Below are 19,167 nucleotides of genomic sequence, written 5' to 3'. Positions count from 1 at the left end.
GAGCTGATCGATGACGCTCGACGCCCGCATCGCAGACGTGACGGAGGCGATCGTCGCCCGCTCGCGCGAGGGCCGCGCGCGCTACCTCTCCAGCGTCGAGAAGGCCGCGGCCGAGGGCCCGCACCGGGCGGCGCTGTCCTGCGGCAATCTCGCCCACGGCTTCGCGGGCTGCGGCGCGCACGACAAGGCGGCGCTGAAGGGCCAGGCGGTCCCGAATGTCGGGATCGTCACCGCCTATAACGACATGCTCTCGGCCCACCAGCCCTATGAGCGCTTCCCCGATCTCATCCGGCAGGCCGCGCGCGAGGTCGGGGCGGTGGCGCAGGTCGCGGGCGGCGTGCCGGCGATGTGCGACGGCGTCACGCAAGGCCGGCTCGGCATGGAGCTCTCGCTGTTCTCCCGCGACGTGATCGCGATGTCGACGGCGGTCGCGCTGTCGCACGACATGTTCGACGCCGCGCTCTATCTCGGCATCTGCGACAAGATCGTGCCGGGCCTCGTCATCGGCGCTCTCGCCTTCGGGCATCTGCCGGCGGTGTTCGTGCCCTCCGGCCCGATGCCGACCGGCATCTCCAACGACGAGAAGGGCCATGTCCGGCAGCTCTACGCCGAGGGCAAGGTCGGCCGCGCCGAACTGCTCGAGTCGGAGTCCGCGAGCTACCACTCGCCCGGCACCTGCACCTTCTACGGCACCGCGAACTCCAACCAGATGCTGATGGAGATCATGGGGCTGCATTTGCCCGGCGCGAGCTTCGTGCCGCCCAACACGCCCTTGCGCGACGCGCTGACCCGCGCCGCGGTCAACCAGGCGCTCGCCATCACGCGGTCAGGCAACGGCTACGCGCCCGTCGGCCAGATCCTCAACGAAAAGGCGTTCGTGAACGGCATCGTCGGGCTAAACGCTACCGGCGGCTCGACCAACCACGCGATCCATCTGGTGGCTATGGCGAAGGCGGCCGGCATCACGCTCACCTGGGACGATTTCGACCGGCTCTCGGCCGCCACCCCGCTGCTCTGCCGCATCTATCCGAACGGCTCGGCCGACGTGAACCATTTCCACGCAGCCGGCGGCATGTCCTACCTGATCAAGGAGCTGCGCGGCGCGGGCCTGCTGCACGACGACGTGCTGACCGTGATGGGGACGGGGCTCGCGGACTACGAGAAGGAGCCGAGGCTCGTCGAAGGCGAGATCGTCTGGAGGCCGATCGCCGACGCCTCGGGCGACGAGAGCGTGCTGCGGCCGGTCAAGACGCCGTTCCAGCCCGAGGGCGGCCTCAAGGTGCTGGACGGCAATCTCGGCCGCGCCGTCATCAAGGTTTCGGCCGTCGAGGAGGACCGATGGGTCATCGAGGCGCCCGCCCGGGTGTTCTCGAACCAGGACGATCTCGAGGCCGCGTTCCGCGCCGGCGAGCTCGACCGCGACGTCGTCGCCGTGGTGAGGTTCCAGGGGCCCAAGGCCAACGGCATGCCGGAGCTCCACCGGCTGACGCCCTCGCTCGCCGTGCTCCAGAAGCGCGGGCACAAGGTGGCGCTCGTCACCGACGGCCGGATGTCGGGCGCCTCCGGCAAGGTGCCGGCCGCGATCCATGTGACGCCCGAGGCCGCCGACGGCGGCCCGATCGGGCGCATCCGCGACGGCGACCTGGTGCGCGTCGACGCGGTCCATGGCGTGTTGCAGGTGCGGCTTCCCGCCGAGGAGCTAGCGGCCCGCGATCAGGCGCGCGAGGAGACCGAGCCGCAATTCGGCATGGGCCGCAATTTGTTCGCCGGCTTCCGATCACTGGTCAGTTCGGCCGAACAGGGCGCGAGCGCGATTTGAAGTCGCCCGTCATCCCGGACGGCGGCGAAGCGGTCGAGCCGGGATCGTTATCCGGACCAAGCGCCGGAAACGCCGCCCGTCGTCCTCCGGCTTGACCGGAGGACCCATGGTCGGCGTCGAGCTCGCGTCGTCTATGGATGGTCCGGTCAAGCCGGACCATGACGAAGCATCTCATGCGCCTATCTTCCGGCGCGGTCCCGGCTCGCGGCTTCGCCGCGTCCGGGACGACGCCATCTGCGGAGCCCACACATGACCGCCGCCCGCGACGCCGTTCTCGACCGTCTCGCCGCGCATCGCCGCGAGACCGAGCACGTCACGCTGCGCGAGCTGTTCGCCGCCGACCCGCATCGCTTCGGGCGCTTCTCGGTCGCGCTCGACGATCTGCTCTACGACTTCTCCAAGACGCATGTGACGGCCGACACGCTGGGCCTGCTCATCAAGCTCGCTCGCGCCTGCGACGTCGAGGGCCGGCGCGACGCGATGTTCGCGGGCGAGAAGATTAACACCACCGAAGGCCGCGCCGTGCTCCACACCGCGCTCCGCGCGCCGGCGGGCGCGAAGATCGTCGTCGACGGGCGCGACGTGATGCCCGAGGTGCTGGCCGAGCGCGCCAAGGCCGCGGACTTCGCCGAGGCCGTCCGCTCCGGCGCGCTCGTCGGCGCGACCGGCGAACGGTTCACCGACATCGTTAATATCGGCATCGGCGGCTCGGACCTTGGGCCTGCTATGGCGGCTCTTGCGCTCTCGCCTTATGCCCAGGAGGGCCTCAAGGGCCATTTCGTCTCGAATGTCGACGGCGCCCACATCGCCGACACGCTGCAGGGCCTCGACCCGGCAAGGACGCTCGTCCTCGTCGCCTCCAAGACCTTCACGACGCTCGAGACCATGGCGAACGCCCGCGCCGCCCGCGCCTGGCTGGTCGAGGCGCTGGGGGAGGAAGCGGTCGCGGCGCATTTCGCGGCGATCTCGACCAATACGGAGGCCGTCTCGGCCTTCGGCATGGACACCGAGCGCATGTTTCGTTTCTGGGACTGGGTCGGGGGCCGCTATTCGCTGTGGTCCGTGATCGGCCTCTCCTTCGAGATCCTGATCGGCGCCGACAACTTCCAGGCCTTCCTCGACGGCGCCTATGAGGTCGACGAGCATTTCCGGCAGGCGCCGCTCGAGAAGAACATCCCGGCGCTGATGGGCATGGTCGGCGTCTGGCACCGCAATGTCTGTGGCTGGCCGAGCCATGCGGTGCTGCCCTACGACCAGCGGCTTGCGCGCTTTCCGGCCTATCTCCAGCAGCTCGACATGGAGTCGAACGGCAAGTCGGTGACGCGCGACGGCTCAGCCGTCACGAGCCGCACGGGGCCTGTCGTCTGGGGCGAGCCCGGCACCAACGGCCAGCACGCCTTCTACCAGCTGCTCCATCAGGGCACGGATGTCGTGCCGGCCGACATTCTGATGGCGGCTGTTCCCCATGAGCAGGTCGGCGACCAGCACGCCATGCTGCTTGCGAACGCCCTCGCGCAGGGCGAGGCCTTCATGCGCGGCCGCACGACCGAGGAGGCGGCCGAGATCCTGCGCAAGTCCGGCAAGCACGAGGCGGAGGCCTTGCGGCTCGCCCCGCACAAGACCTTTCCAGGCTCGCGTCCCACCTGCGCGATCGCCTACCGCATGCTCGACCCGCGCACTCTCGGCCAGCTGATCGCGCTCTACGAGCACAAAGTGTTCGTGCAGGGGACGATTTGGGGGATCAACTCTTTCGACCAGTGGGGCGTCGAGCTCGGCAAGGAACTCGCGAGCCGGCTCATCCCCGTGGTCAAGGGCGAGGTCGCGACCGACGGGCTCGACGGCTCGACCAAGGGGCTCGTGGAGCATCTGGCCAAGCTGCAAAGGGAATCGTGAACGGCGCAAGCAGCTGGTCCGCCGGCCATGTTGTCCTAAAGGCTTGACTTTTCCGTCGCCCGCCGACATGTCTCAAGCGTCGCATCCATGGTGCGCCCACCCGCGTTCGGCCGCGTGACACCTGACCTTCAGGACCTGCCGAACGCCCACGAACCCGATCATCGACAGCCCAGATCACGCGGGGCGCGTCTCACACGCACCCGCTACGCCTGCGCGCCCCAAGGGACGTCGCGCGGGCCCATGGCTGTATCCGAAAGACAAGAAACTTGACCCAATTCACCGACCTCGGCCTCTCCCAGCCCGTGCTCAAGGCGCTGGCGGCGGACGGCTACGAGAGCCCCACCCCGATCCAGGCGCAGGCGATCCCGACCGTTCTCGCCGGCCGTGACCTGATGGGCATCGCCCAGACCGGCACCGGCAAGACCGCGGCCTTCGCGCTGCCGATCATCGAGCAGCTGGTGAAGAACCCGCGCATGGCGCCGCGCCGCGGCTGCCGGGCGCTCGTGCTGTCGCCGACCCGCGAGCTCGCCACCCAGATCGCCGAGAGCTTCCGCTCCTACGGTCGCAACCTGAACCTCTCGGTCGCGATCGTGTTCGGCGGCGTCGCGGCCGGCCCGCAGATCCGCAAGCTCGCGGGCGGCGTCGACATCCTGGTCGCGACCCCCGGCCGCCTGCTCGACCATGTCGACGGCAAGATGCTTCGCCTCGACCAGGTCGAACACTTCGTGCTCGATGAGGCCGACCAGATGCTCGACCTCGGCTTCATCCACGCGATCCGCCGCATCATCCCGATGCTGCCGCATCGCCGGCAGACGCTGTTCTTCTCGGCCACCATGCCGAAGACCATCAAGGACCTCGCCGATGCGATGCTGACCGATCCGGCGATGGTCGCGGTGACGCCCGTCGCCAAGACCGCCGACCGCGTCGAACAGTCGGTCGTGTTCGTCGAGCAGTCCGGCAAGCGCGCGGTGCTGACCGAGATCCTGAAGAGCCCCGAGCTCGGCCGGGCGCTCATCTTCACCCGCACCAAGCACGGCGCCGACAAGGTCGTGCGCCAGCTCGAGCAGGACGGGATCAACGCCGCGGCGATCCACGGCAACAAGAGCCAGCCGCAGCGCGAGCGCGCCCTCGGCGCGTTCCGCACCGGCCACATCAAGGTGCTGGTCGCGACCGATATCGCCGCCCGCGGCATCGACGTCGACGGCGTCACCCATGTGGTGAACCACGACATCCCGAACGTGCCGGAATCCTACGTCCACCGCATCGGCCGCACGGCGCGCGCCGGCGCGGCGGGCCTCGCGGTCTCGCTCGTCGCCAATGACGAGCGCGCCTATCTCCGTGACATCGAGCGTCTCATCAAGCAGTCGATCCCGTCGACCGACCGCCGTTCCGAGGCCGGCAAGGCCGAGCCGGAGGGCGCCGGCGCGGCCTCGCAGAAGCCGAACCGCGGCCCGCGCCGGCCGAACGGCCCGCAGGAGCACCGTTCCGGCGATCAGCACCGCCAGGGCGGCCGCCCGCAGCGCCATGGCGGCGATCGCCGGCACGGCGGTCCCGCCGAGGGGACGGGAGAACAGCGCCGCCCCCATGGCGGGCAGCCCCGCCACCGCCAGGACGGCGCGCCCCGGCCCGCCGGCGCCCCGCGCGGCGACGGCGACCTCAAGTCGGCCGGCTTCATGCAGAAGCCCCGCCGCGGCGGCAAGCCGGGCGGAGACCGTCCCCGCGCCCATGGCGGGCAGCGCACCGCCGGCCGCTGACCTCGGCAGTCCCTACCCCCCTCTCCCGCCTGCGGGAGAGGGTCGGGGTGAGGGCGTCAGCGCCGAGCTTTCAGGCAAGAGAGCTTCCCGCGCGGAAAGGCTCCTCTTGCGGACGGCCCCGCCGCTCACCCTCATCCTTACCTTCTCCCGCAAGCTGGAAAAGGGGTGGCCAGCGTTGCGCCTCAATGAGGCCGCCCTTCCTCACCCCGGCTCGTCATAGCCGCGGCCCCTGAACTCGATCAGGCAGAAGCCGTGCCCGAATGGGTCGGCCAGCATCGCGATCCGGCCGTAGGCGACGTCCGCGACGTCGCGTTCGACCGTCGCGCCGGCTGCGATCGCCCGGTCGCGCGCGGCTTCGACGTCCTCGACCACGAGGTCGAGATGCACCGGCGTCCAATGTCGAACGTAGCTTCGCGGGGCGCGGCCTCCCGGCAGCGCCGGCGAGCCCTCCGGCTTCTCGAGCAGATAGAAATTTGCGCCGAGCCCCGAGAGCTCGACGACGTCCTGCCCGATCCGGCGCGTCACCTCGAGCCCGAAGGCCGCGACATAGAAGGCGGTCGCGGCGTTCAGCTCCGGCACGTCGATATTGATCAGCGCCCTCATTTTCGCCTCCCCGCGGCGTCGGTCGCCTTGCCCGGCCCCGGCGCTCCGCTAGCTTCGCGGCGCCGCCGACGATCGAACCCGAACCGAACTTGAAGCCGATGCCCCAAGGTCAAGACGAAGCGCCCGTCACCGCCGCGATCCTCGTGATCGGCGACGAAATCCTTTCCGGCCGAACCAAGGACACGAATTCCGGCCACATCGCCGAGACAATGACGGCTATCGGGATCGACCTCACCGAGATTCGCGTGGTCTCCGACGTCGAGGAGGCGATCGTCGAGGCGCTCAACGCGCTGAGAGCCCGCAACGCCTATGTGTTCACGACCGGCGGCATCGGCCCGACGCATGACGACAAGACAGCAGACGCGGTCGCCGCGGCCTTCGGGGTCGGCATCGACCACGACCCGCGCGCAGTCGCCATGTTGCGGGAGCGCTTTCCCAATCCGGGCGACCTCAACGAGGGGCGGCTCCGGATGGCGAGAATCCCCTTCGGCGCCGACCTGATCGACAACCCGGTCTCAAAGGCGCCGGGCTTCCGGCTCGAGAACGTCTTCGTCATGGCCGGCGTGCCCTCGATCATGAAGGCGATGCTCCAGACCATCGTCCCTCAGCTTCGGACCGGCGTCCCGGTCGCAAGCGTGACGCTGCGCGCCGACGCCAAGGAGGGCGACATCGCGGTCCCGCTCCGCGACGTCCAGAACGCCCATCCGAGAGTCACGATCGGCAGCTACCCGTTCACCGAGGGCGGCCGGTTCAACACCAATCTGGTGCTGCGCTCGCGCGACCCCGCCGCACTCGCAGATGCGAAGGCCGTGGTGGAAGCCATGCTCACGAACATGAGAGCGGCGCCCGCCTAGCCCTGATCGGCTATCATATTCCTTACAATTTTACGAATTCAGCCGTCCAAAGCCATGCGTAAGACGCATGGCATACCAGCAAACAACGCGCATTGTGCGCTGCGGCATCCCGCTTATCTTGTCGTCACGAGGCAAGCGCCTCATGAACGATTGGAGATTGAACGTGGCCCGCAACCTGTCCCTCGCCATTGGCCGGCCCGCGCCGTCTTTTGGCATCCGCGAAGTGATCCGCGAGGCGCGCGACGCCCTCGTGCTGATCGCCGCCGCCGGTCGGGTGGGCGCCGCGGTCGAGGCGCGCCAGACGCCCTCGCCCGAAGACCTGAAGCTCTCCGGCCTCGACAAGGCCGAGATTCTTCGCGCCCCCTACCGGTTCTGAGTTTCCTCCCCCGCGCAATCCTCCCGCGCGGAACCTTCAAAGCGCGCCGCTTGCGGCGCGCTTTTTTTCTGTGCATGCACGGCGCCGCGCGGACGTGGCGAAACCGGTAGACGCACGGGACTTAAAATCCTGGGCCGCAAGGCGTGCGGGTTCGACTCCCGCCGTCCGCACCATGCTTCGCGACCGAGCCCTCAGGCGCCGTCACGCACCGCGCCCGGCTGGCCATCCAGCACCACGAAGCGCTCGGCCAGGCTGACGGTCCCGTCGGGAGCCTCGACCTTGCTCGCGAAGCGCAGGCGGGCATGGAGCATCGCGGGGGTGAGGGTCATGCGGAAATAGCCGCGCTTGTCGCCCTCGTAATATTTGATGTGCGGGTTCGTGGGGATCATCGGGCCGTAATAGGGGCCGTAGGGCGTGCCGTCGCCTCCGCTGGTGATGGCGGGCGTCACGAACTCGGTCGCGAGCACGGGCGCGTTCTGGTCCTTAAAGCGCAGCTTCAGGTCGTTGACGAAGGTTGAGTGCCAGTCGCCGGTGAGCACCACCGGATTACGAGCGCCGGACGCCTGGATGTCGCGGAACACCCGGTCGCGGGCGCTCGGGAAACCGTCCCAGGCGTCGTTCCAGAAGCGCTTGCCGGGGCCGATATCGTGGTCGAGTTCGGCCATCAGCAGTCCCTGGGTCACGAAGGTCCAGCGGGCGCGCTTGGCGAACAGCTGGCGGGACAGCCACTGCTCCTGCGCGGTCCCGAGCATCTGGACGCGGTAGTCGTAGGCCGCGTCGCAGCGCAGGCTCTCGCCGTCGCCGCACGGATTGTCGGAGCGGTACTGGCGGGTGTCGAGCATCACGAACTCGGCGAGGTCGCCGAACTGCAGGCTGCGGTAGATCTTGAGGCGGTTGTTCGCGCCCTTCGGCGGCAGCCTGAGCGGCATGTGCTCGTAATAGGCCTGATAGGCGTTGGCGCGGCGCGCGAGGAAGACGTCGAGCGGCATGTTGTCATATTCGGGGAACTTGCCCGAATAGTCGTTCTGCACCTCGTGATCGTCCCAGATCACCACGAAGGCGTGGTTCTTGTGCGCGAGCTGCAGGTCCGGATCGGTCTTGTAGAGCGCGTGCTGATCGCGATAGCGCGTGAGCGACGCGGTCTCGCCAGCGAAGCGGTCGGGCAGCACGACGCCGCGCTTGTTGGTCCGCGGGTCGTATTCGTAGAGGTAGTCGCCGAGGTGGAAGACGACGTCGAGGTCCTGGGCGGCGACGTCGCGCAGCACGGTGTAGAAGCCGTCCTGCCAAGCCTGGCAGGTCAGCACCGCGAATTCGAGCTTCTTCAGCCGCTCGGCGGCAGACGGCGCGGTGCGGAAGTGGCCGACCGGGCTTTCGTCCTGGCGGTAGTCGAACTGGTAGAAATAGTCGCGGCCGGGCGTGAGCCCTTCGACCTCGACATGGACCGAATGAGCGAGCGCCGGCGTCGCCATGGCCTTGCCGGAGGCCACGACGTCGCGCATCGCCTCGTCGCGCGCGACGCGCCAGCCGACGCGGACCGTCTGGTCCTTCATGCCGCCGCCGAACAGCGGGTCGGGCGCGAGCCGCGTCCAGAGCACCGCGCCGGTCGGCGTCGGATCGCCGGACGCGACGCCGAGCGTGAAGGGATCGGCGCCGATCGCCTTGGCGAACAGGTCGTCGCCCGGGATGAGCGCCATCGCGGTCGCCGCGGTCGCGGTCGTCCAGGCGGTGTTGATGAAGCGGCGACGATCCATCGCGTCGCGCAGCCGATCCGAAATCGCCACGTCCAGTCCCCCCGGTGAAGCGCCTCCGACGGCGCGGCCTGACGGGAGACGGTAACGGGCTGCGATGACAGCCATGTGAGACGCCGCGTCGAGCTGGACGAATTCGAGACAGGCCGAGACGAACCGAATGGTTGAATTCGTCGGCGCGCCACGGTCAGTTCAGGGTGCCGCCATCACCGACGGAACGCCGATGCCCGCGCCGATCGAGTTCTTCTTCGACTTCCCCTCGGCATACGCGTACTTCGCCGCGCTCGAGATCGACGAGCTTGCGGCGCGGCACGGCCGGGAGGTCCGGTGGCGGGCTTTCAGCCTCGGCACGGCGTTCCGGCTCACCGGGGCGCAGCCGCTGACGCGCGTCCCCCTGAAATCGGATTACACGGCGCTCGACTGGGCGCGCGTCGCGCAGCAGAAGCGCCTCGACTTCGCCATCCCCGAGGGCCATCCGCATGCCGGCCTGCCGGCGCTCAGAAGCTTCCACTGGATCGACGCGCGCGACCCCGGCCTCGCCAAGCGCTTCGCGCTGGAGGTCTATCGCCGCTATTTCGACGGGTCGCTCGCGATCGACGACGTCGCCGCGGTGATCGAGACGGCGGCCGGCCTCGGCGTCGATCGGGAGGCGCTCGCAAGCGGCGTCGCCGATCCGGAACTGAAGGCGAAGGTCAGGGAGGTTGGCGAAGAAGCCGTGTCGCGCGGCGCTTTCGGCGTCCCGTGGGTCATCGTGGACGGCGAGCCGTATTGGGGATGGGACCGGCTGCCGATGATCGAGCGCCGGCTCGCGGGCGATTGATCGGGGAGAGCCTGCGCCATTTCGCCTGACGCGCTAGAACCAGCGTCCCGAGCCTTCCGAACCGATCCGCCCCTCGTGACCCGACGCCTGCTATCGACCGCCCTCGCCGCGGCTCTCTGCCTCGCCGCCCTCCCCGCGGCCGCGCAGGGCTTTGGCGCGGTCGAGCGGAACCAGTCCGCGTTCAGTCCGGCCCTCGGCCGTCCGCTCGTCTACAACGTCTATCGCCCGGCGAGCGCCCCGAAGGACGGCGCGCGCTGGCCGGTCCTCTTCCTGCTCGAGGGCCGGCCGAGCGAGTCCGACTGGCTCGACCAGGGTTTTGTCTTCGAGATCATCGACCGGGCGGTCGACGAGGGCGTGATTCCGCCGACGCTCGTGGTCATGCCGGTCGCGCCGTTCAGCTGGTATATCGACAACGCCGATCCGGGAGGCCAAGGCATGATGGCGACCGCGATCGCCCGCGACCTCACGGGCGCGATCGACGCGCGCTATCCGACCGCCGCCTGCCGCGAGGCGCGCTCGGTCGGCGGCCTGTCGATGGGCGGTTATGGCGCGGTCCTGTTCGGGCTCGACCATCCCGACGCGTTCGGCGCCGCGATGAGCTTCGCCGGTGCGATCACGCCTCCGATCGCCCCGAAGGACGCCGAGCGGCTGGCGCGCGCCGACGCGTTCTACGACGGCGCCTTCGGACGCCCGCTGTCACGCGAGCGCTTCAACGCCTGGAACGTCTTCACCAGGGCCCGCGCGGCGGCCGACCGACCGGGACAGAGGGCCGCGTTCTACATCGCCGCCGGAGACCGGGACCGCGCCGGCCTGCTGCAGAGCGCGACGCTGCTCCACGTGACGCTCGGCCGCCGCGGCTTCGATTCGACGCTCCGGATCGGTCCTGGCGCGCATGACTGGGAGACCTGGCGCCGCCAGCTCGGCGAGGCGCTCGCCTGGCTCGGGCCGCGGCTCGACCCAAGTTGCGGGCAGGAGGTCGCGGGCGCGTCAAAGAACGCAGCGTCGCCGTAGGCGTTCAGAGCTCCAGCGTCTTCTCGAACACCGTGAGCCCGGTCAGGCAGTCCTCCATCGCGCGGCGGGCGCGCGGGCGGGGGCAGTCGAGCGCCTTGGCGATGGTCTCGAGCCGGTGGTTCGGCACGTCCTTGATGCGCGACTGAGCGAACCGCATGGCGCAGACCGTGGTGGGGGGCGCGGACATGCCCTCCCGCTCGGCCTCGGCCACCAGGAAGGCGTGGTCGAAGCCGATATTGTAGGCGACCAGCGGGTCGTCGCCGACGAAGGCGAAGAACTCGGAGAGCGCGGACTTGGCGTCCGGCGCGTCGGCGAAGGCCGCGTCGTCGAGGCCGGTCATGGCCCGGACGAAGGCCGGGATCGCACGGTCGGGCTTCACCAGCGTCTGGAAGCTGTCGAGCTCGCCGCTCGTGCGGTCGAAGCGCAGCGCCGCGATCTCGATGATCCGGTCGCGCTTCGGCGTCAGCCCGGTGGTCTCCAGATCGAAGAACACATAAGGCGTCTCGCCGGCGGCGATGCTTTCGAGAGGCGTCGACATTTTGGCGAATCCACGAGCGAGCGTCCGAGATTTGAGAGAGTTCCTACGCAATCGTCGCGCCGGCTTCCAGCCCGCTTCCCGGAAAAGCCGCCACATGGCATAGGCTCGGCCCCATGTCCCACAACTCTTTCGGCCATCTGTTCCGCGTCACGACCTTCGGGGAGAGCCACGGGCCCGCGATCGGCGCCGTGGTGGACGGCTGCCCGCCTCGACTGACATTCACCCGCGACGACGTCCAGGCGGCGCTCGACCGGCGCCGGCCGGGGCAGTCGCGCTTCACCACGCAGCGGAAAGAGCCGGACCAGGTCGAGATCCTGTCGGGCGTGCTGGAGGCGTCGGATGGGACGCTGACCACCACCGGGACGCCGATCGGACTGCTGATCCGCAATGTCGACCAGCGCTCGAAGGACTATTCGAACATCGCCGGCAGCTACCGGCCAGGCCATGCGGACTTCACCTACGACGCCAAATACGGCGTGCGGGACCATCGCGGCGGCGGCCGCTCTTCGGCCCGCGAGACCGCCTGCCGGGTCGCCGCCGGCGCGATCGCGAAGCTCGTGATCCCCGAGATCACGATCCGCGGAGCGCTTGTCGCGATGGGCTCGATCGCGATCGACCGCAGCCGGTGGGACTGGGAGGAGGTCGCGAGGAACCCGTTCTTCTGCCCGGACCCGATCGCGGCGCGTGAGATGGAGGGCTATCTCGACGGCGTCCGGAAGTCGGGTTCCTCGGTCGGCGCAGTCATCGAGGTCGTAGCGGAGAACGCGCCGGCCGGCCTCGGCGCGCCGATCTACGGCAAGCTCGATTCCGATCTCGCGGCGGCGATGATGAGCATCAACGCCGTGAAGGGCGTGGAGATCGGGGCCGGCATGGGGGCCGCGCTCCTCACTGGCGAGCAGAACGCCGACGAGATCCGGATGGGCGCGGACGGCCGGCCGGTCTTCCTGTCCAACAACGCCGGCGGGATCCTGGGCGGCATCTCGACCGGCCAGCCGGTGGTCGCGCGCTTCGCCGTGAAGCCGACCTCCTCGATCCTGACGCCGCGCCGTTCCATCGACACGTCCGGCCAGGAGGTCGAGGTTTCGACGCGCGGGCGGCACGACCCCTGCGTCGGCATCCGCGCGGTGCCGGTCGGCGAGGCCATGATGGCGCTCGTTCTCGCCGACCATGTCGTTCGTCACCGCGGCCAAATCGGCTGATCGGGAACTGCCTCATCCGAAATGATAATCGACGGGAATCGGGCCGCACGCGATCCGATTGACCCGACCGTCCGTAACTGCGGCCACGACGCCGTCATCTCCGCGGCGGCGACCAACTTGAGACGAAATCGTCCACCGCCGGCGCGGCCCTGCAGTCACCGCGTCGGCGGTTTTTTTCGCCGTCAGCGCTGCGGCGCGGCCTCGAACAGGTTGCCCGCGACCTCACGCACGGTCGGGGCCTTCCGCTCGACGAAGGGCAGCGGCCGGCAGACCGCCATGGCCGCGAGGCCGACGCGGGCCGTCAGCAGACCGTTGAGCACGCCCTCTCCCAGACGCGCCGAGAGCTTCGCCGCGAGCCCGTGGCCGAGCATCTGCTCGATGAGCCCGTCGCCCACCCCCATGCCGCCGGTGACGGCGAGATGCGCCCCGACGTGCCGGGCGAGCTTGAGGAAGCCAAGCGTGCCGGGCCGCCCGCCATAGATCGCGCCGATGCGGCCGATGAGGCGCATCGACTCGACCAGCACGAAGCCGAGGTCGACGATCGCGCGCGGCGAGACCGCCGTGACGACCGACACGCGCTTGGCCGCGGACGCGATGGCGCGCGTGGCCTCCCGGTCGAGCGCCTCCAGCAATTCACGCTCCGCGATCCGCAGGCGGTCGGAGCCGTCGATGATCTCGTCGTCATGGGTCGCGACTGCCGCGCGCGCCCGCGCCGTCTCGGGCCGCGCGGCGTAGAGCGCGACCACGTCCGCCACGACCTTCTTGGCCTGCGTGGGATCGTCCGAACTGTGCGTCTGGTCCGCCGCCGCCCGAAGGTGCTCGATGCGGTTCAGCCGCATCAGGCCGGCGATCTCGCGCGCCACGATGGCGAGCCCCGCGAGCGCCGCAAGGGCCGCCAGGGCGAGCGCGAGCCAGCCGAGCCAGTCGGCGCGCGAGAAGGTCTCCTCGACGACCCGCGTGGCCCACAGACCGAGCGCGAGCGAGATGAGGCCGCCGAGCGCGCTCCAGAACAGCCCGCCGAGCGTGACGCCGCGCCGAGGCTTCTCGACCGGCGCCGCCGCGGGCTCGAGCCCGGCCTCGAAGGCGTCCGGCTGCGGCGTCAGCACGACGCCGCCGCGCGAGGTCGACACCTCCTCGTTCTGGGCGCCGAGCACGACGGAGGGATCGTTCAGCCGGAAGGCCGCGGGGCGGCGGGGAGCCTGGGTCATGCGAGCGCGTCACCGATCAGGAATTCGAGCGTGCGGTCCAGCCTGATATGGGGAAGCTGCGGCGGACGCTCGGCGGCGACGAGCTTCGGCGGCCGAAACTTGATGAAGCGCAGGTCGCCGCCCTCCCCGCTGGCGGCGCGGCCGCGATAGCCGCCGGACCGCAGCGCGACCTCCGGATCGTCCGGCAGGTCGCCGGGGAACACCGCGATCTCCTCCTCGCCGTCGAACGCCTGCCCGTTCGAGCGCTCGCCTTTTTCGGGCACGCCGACGATCACGGGAAGCTCCTCCCTGCCCTGCCGCGCGCTCGCCTCGCGGGTGGCGCGCACCGCCGCAAGCGCGACGACGTCGACCGCAGCGCCGCCGAACTCGGCCTTTTTGATCGCCCGAGACACCAGCCGCTTCAGGATCGCCTCAAGCCGGTCGTGGCTGGTGTGGTGCAGATGGTCGGCCTTAGTGGCCGCGAACAGCAGACGATCCACGCGGGGCCGGAACAGCGAGCTGAGCCAGGAGTTGCGGCCGTGGCGGAAGGCCGCGAGCACATCGGTCAGGGCGTTCTCGAGGTCCGCGACCGCCTCGGGGCCGGCGTTGAGCGCGGCGAGCGCGTCGACCAGAACCACCTGCCGGTCGAGCCGCGAGAAGTGGTCGCGGAAGAACGGTTTCACGACATGGGTTCGGTAGGCCTCGTAGCGCCGCTCCATCATGGCCCAGAGCGAACCCGCGGGCGCCTCGCCTTCCGCAGGCAAAGCGAGCGGCGCGAAGGTGAGCGCGGGGCTGCCCTCAAGCTCGCCCGGCATCAGGAAGCGCCCGGGCGGCAGGGTCGAGAGCGCGACGCGATCGTCGCGTCCGGCGCGGAGATAGGCGGTGAACAGCGCCGCCGCGGTCCGCGCGGCGTCCTCGTCCTGCGGCGCGGATGGATCGAGGCTGGCGAGAAAAGCGCGCCAGTCGGCCGCGAGCGGCGCGCGGGTCGGTCCCTCGCTCGACGCCAGCGTGCGGCCCGACCATTCCCGAAAGTCCTGGCCGAGCAGCGCGAGGTCGAGCAGCCACTCGCCCGGATAATCGACGATGTCGAGGGTGAGGCGCCGCCGCGAGCGCGAGCCGCTCAGGAAGCCGCGCGCCTCGAAGTCGACGACGACGCGCAGCTCCGAGATCCGCCGGGTGCCTTCGGGCCAGCGTCGGTCGGGCCCGGTCAGCGCCTTCATATGCGCCTCGACGTCGAAGCGCGGCACGGCGTCGTCCGGCTGCGGGCTGAGCCGGGCGCCCGCGATCCGCCCCTGGGCGTAGGCCCGGAACGCCGGCAGCCGTCCGCCATGGACCAGCGCCTGGACGAGCGCGGTGAGGAAGACGGTCTTGCCGGCGCGCGAGAGGCCGGTGACGCCCAGCCTGATCGTCGGGTCCAGCGCCCCGGCCGCCGCGTCCGCAAGGCTCCGCGCGACGATGCGGGCCTCGTCGAACAGGTTGTCGAAGATCATGCCTCGCCGAGTCCAAGCGTCTTCGGCGTGACGAACCTGTCCAGCCGGCCGGACGCCTGCTTGACCGAAGCCCAATCGTCGATGGGAAAGTCGACGACTGCGATCGCCGCCGTCGGAAACTTCTCCGACAGCGTCCGGCGGGCTTCGGGGTCGCCTTTTGGAGCAAGCATTTCTACGAACTGTTCGAGGCCCGGATTGTGGCCCACGATCATCAAGGTTTGAACGTCAGCCGGCGCGCTTCTCGTCAGTTCGACCAGCGCGTCGGGGGAAGCCATGTAGATGCCGGGCTCGAACCGCGCCTTAGGGGCCGGAGTGAAGGCGGCCCTCGCCAGGTCCCAGGTCGCGCGGGCGCGCCGGGCCGTCGAACACAGCACGAGGTCGGGCCGGAAGCCGCGGCCGGCGAGCCAGGCCCCCATGGGCCCCGCCACCCGCCGTCCGCGAGGCGCGAGCGTCCGGTCATGGTCGTCCTGCCCGGCTTCGGACCAGTCGGACTTGGCGTGGCGGAAGAGAATCAGGCGGCGCATGGGGCTCCCGGTCGGCGAATGGGCGGGCCTCGGCCGCGCCCCGAGGCAGGTGGGAAGCCATTCAGGCTTTCTCAACCCTGTCGCTTCACCAGCCGGTAACCGTCGAACGGCGAATCCTCGGGCGTCCGGCAGTGAACCCCGAATGAACGTCCCGTTCGGACCAAGTTCAAAGCCGGTCCGGCATCTTGGCGAGAGTGGCGTAAAAGCCACGCAAAGCCAGAAGAAAGAATTTGTAGCAAATGGTGAACCAACCGCGCCCAGATTTGGACAGAACAGGCGCACAGTAACAAAGGGACGAACCGCCGCGTACCCTGGCGGGATCGGAGCGTAGAAGTCATCATGTCGAGCATCATGAAGCAATTCGAGCAACGTGCGGACAGCTCTTTCGCGACCGCGATCGACGTCGTCCACCTCAACCGCCAGACCATGGGCGACCGCTCGCTGGAGCGCGAGGTCCTGGAGCTGTTTCGTCGTCAGGCGCGGATCCTGCTGTTCCGCTTCGACGCGCTGACCAACCCGGAAGAGCGGGCCAACGTGGCCCACACGCTCAAGGGTTCGGCCCGCGGCGTCGGCGCGAGCCGGGTGGCGTTCGCGGCAGAGGAATTGGAGCGCGCCGCGATTTCCGGCGAGCCGACCGGCAAGGCGCTCGCGGAACTCGCCGAGTCGGTCGCGGAAGTGACCTCGGCGATCGAACTCCGCTTCGGCCTCGATCGCTGATCTCAGCCGGCGTTCGCCCGAGGGCGCGCATGCGCCGGCTGGCGCGTTCCTTCGAGACGCTCTAAACGAACCCGCGCGACCGGCCGCCCGCTCGTGCGGCCGGCCAACACCCGGAGGCCGCGCGGCGCATGGCGAAGATCACCTTCATCGATTCATCGGGCGCGAAGCGCACGGTCGAGGCCGAGCCGGGCTCGACCGTGATGGAGAACGCGATCCGCAACGACATCCCCGGGATTGAGGCGGAATGCGGCGGCGCCTGCTCCTGCGCCACCTGCCATGTCTATGTCGACCAGGCCTGGGCCGACACCGTCGGCGGCCCGCAGCCGATGGAGGAGGACATGCTCGACTTCGCCTACGACGTCCGCCCCACCAGCCGCCTGTCCTGCCAGATCAAGATGACGCCGGCGCTCGACGGCCTCGTGGTGACGACGCCGGAGCGCCAGGGCTGACCGACTCGCCGGTTAGGTAGAACTACTTAGACGACCCTACATAAACCTGGCGTTACGAATCTTGGAATAGCTTCGCGCTGGAGTTGCGGAGCGGCCCATGAAGATCGTCATCGTCGATCCAAGCCGCGTCGTCCTGAAGGTTCTGGGCGCGACGCTCGAGAACGCCGGCCATGAGGTCGTGCCCTGCACGGACGCCATGGCGGCGATCGAGCGACTGCGGCAAGACTCCTTCGTCGACGTCCTGGTGACGAGCCTGCAGCTCGACGGCATGAGCGGGCTGCAACTCACGCGCCAGGCCCGTCTCGTCGCAGGCTCGCGCCGCGCGCTCTACATTCTCGTGATGTCGTCCTCGTCGGAGCGCAGCACGGTCGTCGAGGCGCTCGACAGCGGCGCCGACGACTTCATCGTCAAGCCGCCTGCGGCGGACGAATTGCTCGCCAGGCTTCGCGTCGCGTGCCGCCTCGCGAGGCTTCAGTCGGACCTGATCCGCCTCGCCACCATCGACGCGCTGACCGGCTTGCTGAACCGTCGCGCCTTCTTCGAGACCGCGGCGCTCTATTCGCGATGCGAGACGGACGCGGTCGCGATCTTCGACATCGACCGCTTCAAGCAGATCAACGACACCTATGGCCATAGCGCAGGCGACGTGGTGATCGCCGCCGTCGCGCATGCGGCGTCGGCCCGCTGCGCGATGGTCGGCCGGCTCGGCGGCGAGGAGTTCGGGCTGCTGTTTCCCGGCGGCTCCGTGAAAGACGCCGTCACGACCTGCGAGGCGGTGCGCCTCGACGTCGCCGCCCTCTCGTTCCCGGAGATCGACCCGCGGCTCAGGATCACCTGCAGCTTCGGGGCGGGCGAATGGCGCAGAGACGAATTGATGGACGAGGCGCTGAAGCGCGCCGACGTCGCGCTTTACGCCGCGAAGGCCGGCGGCCGGAACAGGGTGATGGCCGCGACTCTGTCGCCGAACGACGTCGCCATGGCGATGAGTTCGCCCCTTGCGCCCGGACGCCGCCCATCCCGGCTGAACTGACCGCCGGGCTGTCCTCGCCGCGCGGCGAGCGCGCTTTTCCTCATGGGGCCATTGTTCTAAACCGTCCCGCGAGGCTGGCCGCGATTTTAAGCGGCGCCGCAAGACGCTTCGCACCCAGGATCCCATGACCGAGACCATCAAGACCGACGTCGTCATCGTCGGGGCCGGCCCCGTCGGCCTGTTCGCCGTCTTCGAGCTCGGCCTGCTCGACATCAAGGCCCATGTGGTCGACATCCTCGATCGCCCGGGCGGTCAATGCGCCGAGCTCTATCCGGAGAAGCCGATCTACGACATTCCGGGCCTGCCGATGGTCACCGGCCAGGGCCTCACCGACAATCTGATGGAGCAGATCAAGCCGTTCGGCGCGACGTTCCATTTCTCCGAGATCATCGCGAGCCTCGAAAAGACGGCAGACGATCGCTTCCTGCTGACCACGGACGCGGGAACGCGCTTCGACACGAAGGTGGTGGTGATCGCGGCGGGCGGCGGTTCGTTTCAGCCCAAGAAGCCGCCGATCGAAGGCGTCGAGGCCTTCGAGGAGAAGTCGGTCCATTACGCGGTGCGGAAGATGGACGTCTTCCGCGGCAAGCGGGTGCTGATCGTCGGCGGCGGGGACAGCGCGCTCGACTGGACGCTGAACCTCGCGCCGGTAGCCGAACGGGTGACGCTCATGCACCGCCGCGACGCCTTCCGCGCCGCCCCCGACAGCGTCAACAAGATGCGCAAGCTGGTCGACGAGGGCGTGATCGACCTCGCGCTCGGGCAGGTGACAGAACTGATCGGCAAGGACGGCGTGCTGCAGGCCGTCAAGGCGAAGCTCGCCGACGGCTCGACGCACGAGATCGCCGCCGACGCCATGCTGCCCTTCTTCGGGCTGACCATGAAGCTCGGGCCGATCGCCGATTGGGGCCTCAATCTCGAGGAGAACCTGGTCCCCGTCGACACCGAGAAATTCGAGACCACGACGCCCGGCATCTATGCGATCGGCGACATCAACTCCTATCCGGGCAAGCTCAAGCTGATCCTGTCGGGCTTCCACGAAGGCGCGCTGATGGCGCAGGCCGCCGCCCGCCGGATCAATCCGGACCGCAAGATCGTGTTCCAGTACACGACCTCCTCGACGAGCCTCCAGAAGAAGCTCGGCGTGGCCTGAGC

The 19,167-nt window shown here is 69.4% G+C and carries 18 protein-coding genes and 1 tRNA gene; 13 read left to right on the top strand and 6 right to left on the bottom strand.

Features of this window, described 5'->3' with window-relative positions; translation table 11 throughout:
* Positions 1 to 10 precede the first annotated feature (10 nt).
* From edd to EK403_RS02905, 3 genes are all read left to right on the top strand, one after another.
* Positions 11 to 1,819 carry a phosphogluconate dehydratase gene (gene edd, locus EK403_RS02915; protein WP_128776008.1) on the top strand — a complete coding sequence of 603 codons (1,809 nt, stop codon included), beginning with the start codon at positions 11 to 13 and terminating at the stop codon, positions 1,817 to 1,819.
* A gap of 249 nt (positions 1,820 to 2,068) precedes the next feature.
* The gene (gene pgi, locus EK403_RS02910; RefSeq protein WP_128776007.1) at positions 2,069 to 3,712 is read left to right on the top strand and encodes a glucose-6-phosphate isomerase; all 1,644 of its coding nucleotides are present in this window, start codon (positions 2,069 to 2,071) and stop codon (positions 3,710 to 3,712) included.
* A 266-nt stretch (positions 3,713 to 3,978) separates the two neighbouring features.
* The gene (locus EK403_RS02905) at positions 3,979 to 5,466 is read left to right on the top strand and encodes a DEAD/DEAH box helicase (RefSeq protein WP_128776006.1); all 1,488 of its coding nucleotides are present in this window, start codon (positions 3,979 to 3,981) and stop codon (positions 5,464 to 5,466) included.
* 201 nt (positions 5,467 to 5,667) lie between these two features.
* Here the strand turns inward: EK403_RS02905 and EK403_RS02900 are convergent, their stop codons facing one another.
* On the bottom strand, positions 5,668 to 6,069 hold the full coding sequence (locus tag EK403_RS02900; protein ID WP_128776005.1) for a VOC family protein: 402 nt from the start codon (positions 6,067 to 6,069) through the stop codon (positions 5,668 to 5,670).
* 98 nt (positions 6,070 to 6,167) lie between these two features.
* On the opposite strand from EK403_RS02900, the gene EK403_RS02895 reads away from it, so the two are divergent.
* From EK403_RS02895 to EK403_RS02885, 3 genes are all read left to right on the top strand, one after another.
* Positions 6,168 to 6,923, top strand: a complete 756-nt coding sequence (locus EK403_RS02895; RefSeq protein WP_128776004.1) for a competence/damage-inducible protein A — start codon at positions 6,168 to 6,170, stop codon at positions 6,921 to 6,923.
* A gap of 163 nt (positions 6,924 to 7,086) precedes the next feature.
* Positions 7,087 to 7,299 (top strand): hypothetical protein, encoded by a 213-nt coding sequence (locus tag EK403_RS02890; protein ID WP_128776003.1) that lies wholly within the window; start codon positions 7,087 to 7,089, stop codon positions 7,297 to 7,299.
* Between the two features lie 88 nt (positions 7,300 to 7,387).
* Positions 7,388 to 7,472, top strand: a tRNA-Leu gene (locus EK403_RS02885).
* An 18-nt stretch (positions 7,473 to 7,490) separates the two neighbouring features.
* Here EK403_RS02885 and EK403_RS02880 read toward each other — a convergent pair.
* Entirely contained in the window at positions 7,491 to 9,080 is a 1,590-nt protein-coding gene (locus tag EK403_RS02880) for an alkaline phosphatase D family protein (protein ID WP_206659468.1), read from the bottom strand.
* Positions 9,081 to 9,207: 127 nt separating this feature from the next.
* Here EK403_RS02880 and EK403_RS02875 point away from each other — a divergent pair, with 127 nt between their 5' ends.
* A complete protein-coding gene (locus tag EK403_RS02875) occupies positions 9,208 to 9,867 on the top strand; it encodes a 2-hydroxychromene-2-carboxylate isomerase (RefSeq protein WP_206659467.1) in 660 nt (219 codons plus the stop codon).
* Between the two features lie 75 nt (positions 9,868 to 9,942).
* The gene (locus EK403_RS02870) at positions 9,943 to 10,878 is read left to right on the top strand and encodes an alpha/beta hydrolase (protein ID WP_245479470.1); all 936 of its coding nucleotides are present in this window, start codon (positions 9,943 to 9,945) and stop codon (positions 10,876 to 10,878) included.
* A gap of 4 nt (positions 10,879 to 10,882) precedes the next feature.
* Here the strand turns inward: EK403_RS02870 and EK403_RS02865 are convergent, their stop codons facing one another.
* Positions 10,883 to 11,416, bottom strand: coding sequence for a 3'-5' exonuclease (locus EK403_RS02865; protein WP_128776001.1), 534 nt, complete (start codon positions 11,414 to 11,416; stop codon positions 10,883 to 10,885).
* Positions 11,417 to 11,529: 113 nt separating this feature from the next.
* Between EK403_RS02865 and aroC the strand changes: the two genes are divergently transcribed.
* On the top strand, positions 11,530 to 12,615 hold the full coding sequence (aroC, locus tag EK403_RS02860; RefSeq protein WP_128776000.1) for a chorismate synthase: 1,086 nt from the start codon (positions 11,530 to 11,532) through the stop codon (positions 12,613 to 12,615).
* A 182-nt stretch (positions 12,616 to 12,797) separates the two neighbouring features.
* Here aroC and EK403_RS02855 read toward each other — a convergent pair whose 3' ends face one another.
* The 3 genes from EK403_RS02855 to EK403_RS02845 are packed head-to-tail and all read right to left on the bottom strand — an operon-like array spanning position 12,798 to position 15,816.
* Entirely contained in the window at positions 12,798 to 13,823 is a 1,026-nt protein-coding gene (locus EK403_RS02855; protein WP_128775999.1) for a YcjF family protein, read from the bottom strand.
* On the bottom strand, positions 13,820 to 15,292 hold the full coding sequence (locus tag EK403_RS02850) for a YcjX family GTP-binding protein (RefSeq protein ID WP_128775998.1): 1,473 nt from the start codon (positions 15,290 to 15,292) through the stop codon (positions 13,820 to 13,822). Before EK403_RS02850 ends, EK403_RS02855 begins: the two co-directional genes overlap by 4 nt.
* The gene (locus EK403_RS02845) at positions 15,289 to 15,816 is read right to left on the bottom strand and encodes a SixA phosphatase family protein (RefSeq protein ID WP_128775997.1); all 528 of its coding nucleotides are present in this window, start codon (positions 15,814 to 15,816) and stop codon (positions 15,289 to 15,291) included. The genes EK403_RS02850 and EK403_RS02845 overlap by 4 nt, the downstream gene beginning before the upstream one ends.
* Before the next feature lie 339 nt (positions 15,817 to 16,155).
* On the opposite strand from EK403_RS02845, the gene EK403_RS02840 reads away from it, so the two are divergent.
* The 4 genes from EK403_RS02840 (at position 16,156) to EK403_RS02825 (ending at position 19,165) form a co-directional block, all read left to right on the top strand.
* Positions 16,156 to 16,533, top strand: coding sequence for an Hpt domain-containing protein (locus tag EK403_RS02840; protein WP_128775996.1), 378 nt, complete (start codon positions 16,156 to 16,158; stop codon positions 16,531 to 16,533).
* 128 nt (positions 16,534 to 16,661) lie between these two features.
* Entirely contained in the window at positions 16,662 to 16,982 is a 321-nt protein-coding gene (locus tag EK403_RS02835) for a 2Fe-2S iron-sulfur cluster-binding protein (RefSeq protein ID WP_128775995.1), read from the top strand.
* Between the two features lie 97 nt (positions 16,983 to 17,079).
* Positions 17,080 to 18,012 carry a GGDEF domain-containing response regulator gene (locus EK403_RS02830; RefSeq protein ID WP_128775994.1) on the top strand — a complete coding sequence of 311 codons (933 nt, stop codon included), beginning with the start codon at positions 17,080 to 17,082 and terminating at the stop codon, positions 18,010 to 18,012.
* Between the two features lie 124 nt (positions 18,013 to 18,136).
* Positions 18,137 to 19,165: an NAD(P)/FAD-dependent oxidoreductase gene (locus EK403_RS02825; RefSeq protein ID WP_128775993.1), complete on the top strand. Its 1,029-nt coding sequence runs from the start codon at positions 18,137 to 18,139 to the stop codon at positions 19,163 to 19,165.
* Positions 19,166 to 19,167 lie beyond the last annotated feature (2 nt).

Origin of the sequence: Hansschlegelia zhihuaiae (genome assembly GCF_004103825.1) — a bacterium.
GTDB classification, from domain to species: Bacteria; Pseudomonadota; Alphaproteobacteria; order Rhizobiales; family Methylopilaceae; genus Methylopila; species Methylopila zhihuaiae.
The sequence above is the reverse complement of the archived record's forward strand: the minus strand, read 5'-3'. Positions and strand labels throughout refer to the sequence as shown.

Coding starts and splice junctions, on each gene's coding strand:
- edd (WP_128776008.1), top strand. CDS start 11: ATGACGCTCGACGCCCGCATCGCAGACGTGACGGAGGCGATCGTCGCC.
- pgi (WP_128776007.1), top strand. CDS start 2,069: ATGACCGCCGCCCGCGACGCCGTTCTCGACCGTCTCGCCGCGCATCGC.
- EK403_RS02900 (WP_128776005.1), bottom strand. CDS start 6,069: ATGAGGGCGCTGATCAATATCGACGTGCCGGAGCTGAACGCCGCGACC.
- EK403_RS02895 (WP_128776004.1), top strand. CDS start 6,168: ATGCCCCAAGGTCAAGACGAAGCGCCCGTCACCGCCGCGATCCTCGTG.
- EK403_RS02875 (WP_206659467.1), top strand. CDS start 9,208: ATGGTTGAATTCGTCGGCGCGCCACGGTCAGTTCAGGGTGCCGCCATC.
- EK403_RS02865 (WP_128776001.1), bottom strand. CDS start 11,416: ATGTCGACGCCTCTCGAAAGCATCGCCGCCGGCGAGACGCCTTATGTG.
- aroC (WP_128776000.1), top strand. CDS start 11,530: ATGTCCCACAACTCTTTCGGCCATCTGTTCCGCGTCACGACCTTCGGG.
- EK403_RS02855 (WP_128775999.1), bottom strand. CDS start 13,823: ATGACCCAGGCTCCCCGCCGCCCCGCGGCCTTCCGGCTGAACGATCCC.
- EK403_RS02850 (WP_128775998.1), bottom strand. CDS start 15,292: ATGATCTTCGACAACCTGTTCGACGAGGCCCGCATCGTCGCGCGGAGC.
- EK403_RS02845 (WP_128775997.1), bottom strand. CDS start 15,816: ATGCGCCGCCTGATTCTCTTCCGCCACGCCAAGTCCGACTGGTCCGAA.
- EK403_RS02840 (WP_128775996.1), top strand. CDS start 16,156: ATGTCGAGCATCATGAAGCAATTCGAGCAACGTGCGGACAGCTCTTTC.
- EK403_RS02835 (WP_128775995.1), top strand. CDS start 16,662: ATGGCGAAGATCACCTTCATCGATTCATCGGGCGCGAAGCGCACGGTC.
- EK403_RS02830 (WP_128775994.1), top strand. CDS start 17,080: ATGAAGATCGTCATCGTCGATCCAAGCCGCGTCGTCCTGAAGGTTCTG.
- EK403_RS02825 (WP_128775993.1), top strand. CDS start 18,137: ATGACCGAGACCATCAAGACCGACGTCGTCATCGTCGGGGCCGGCCCC.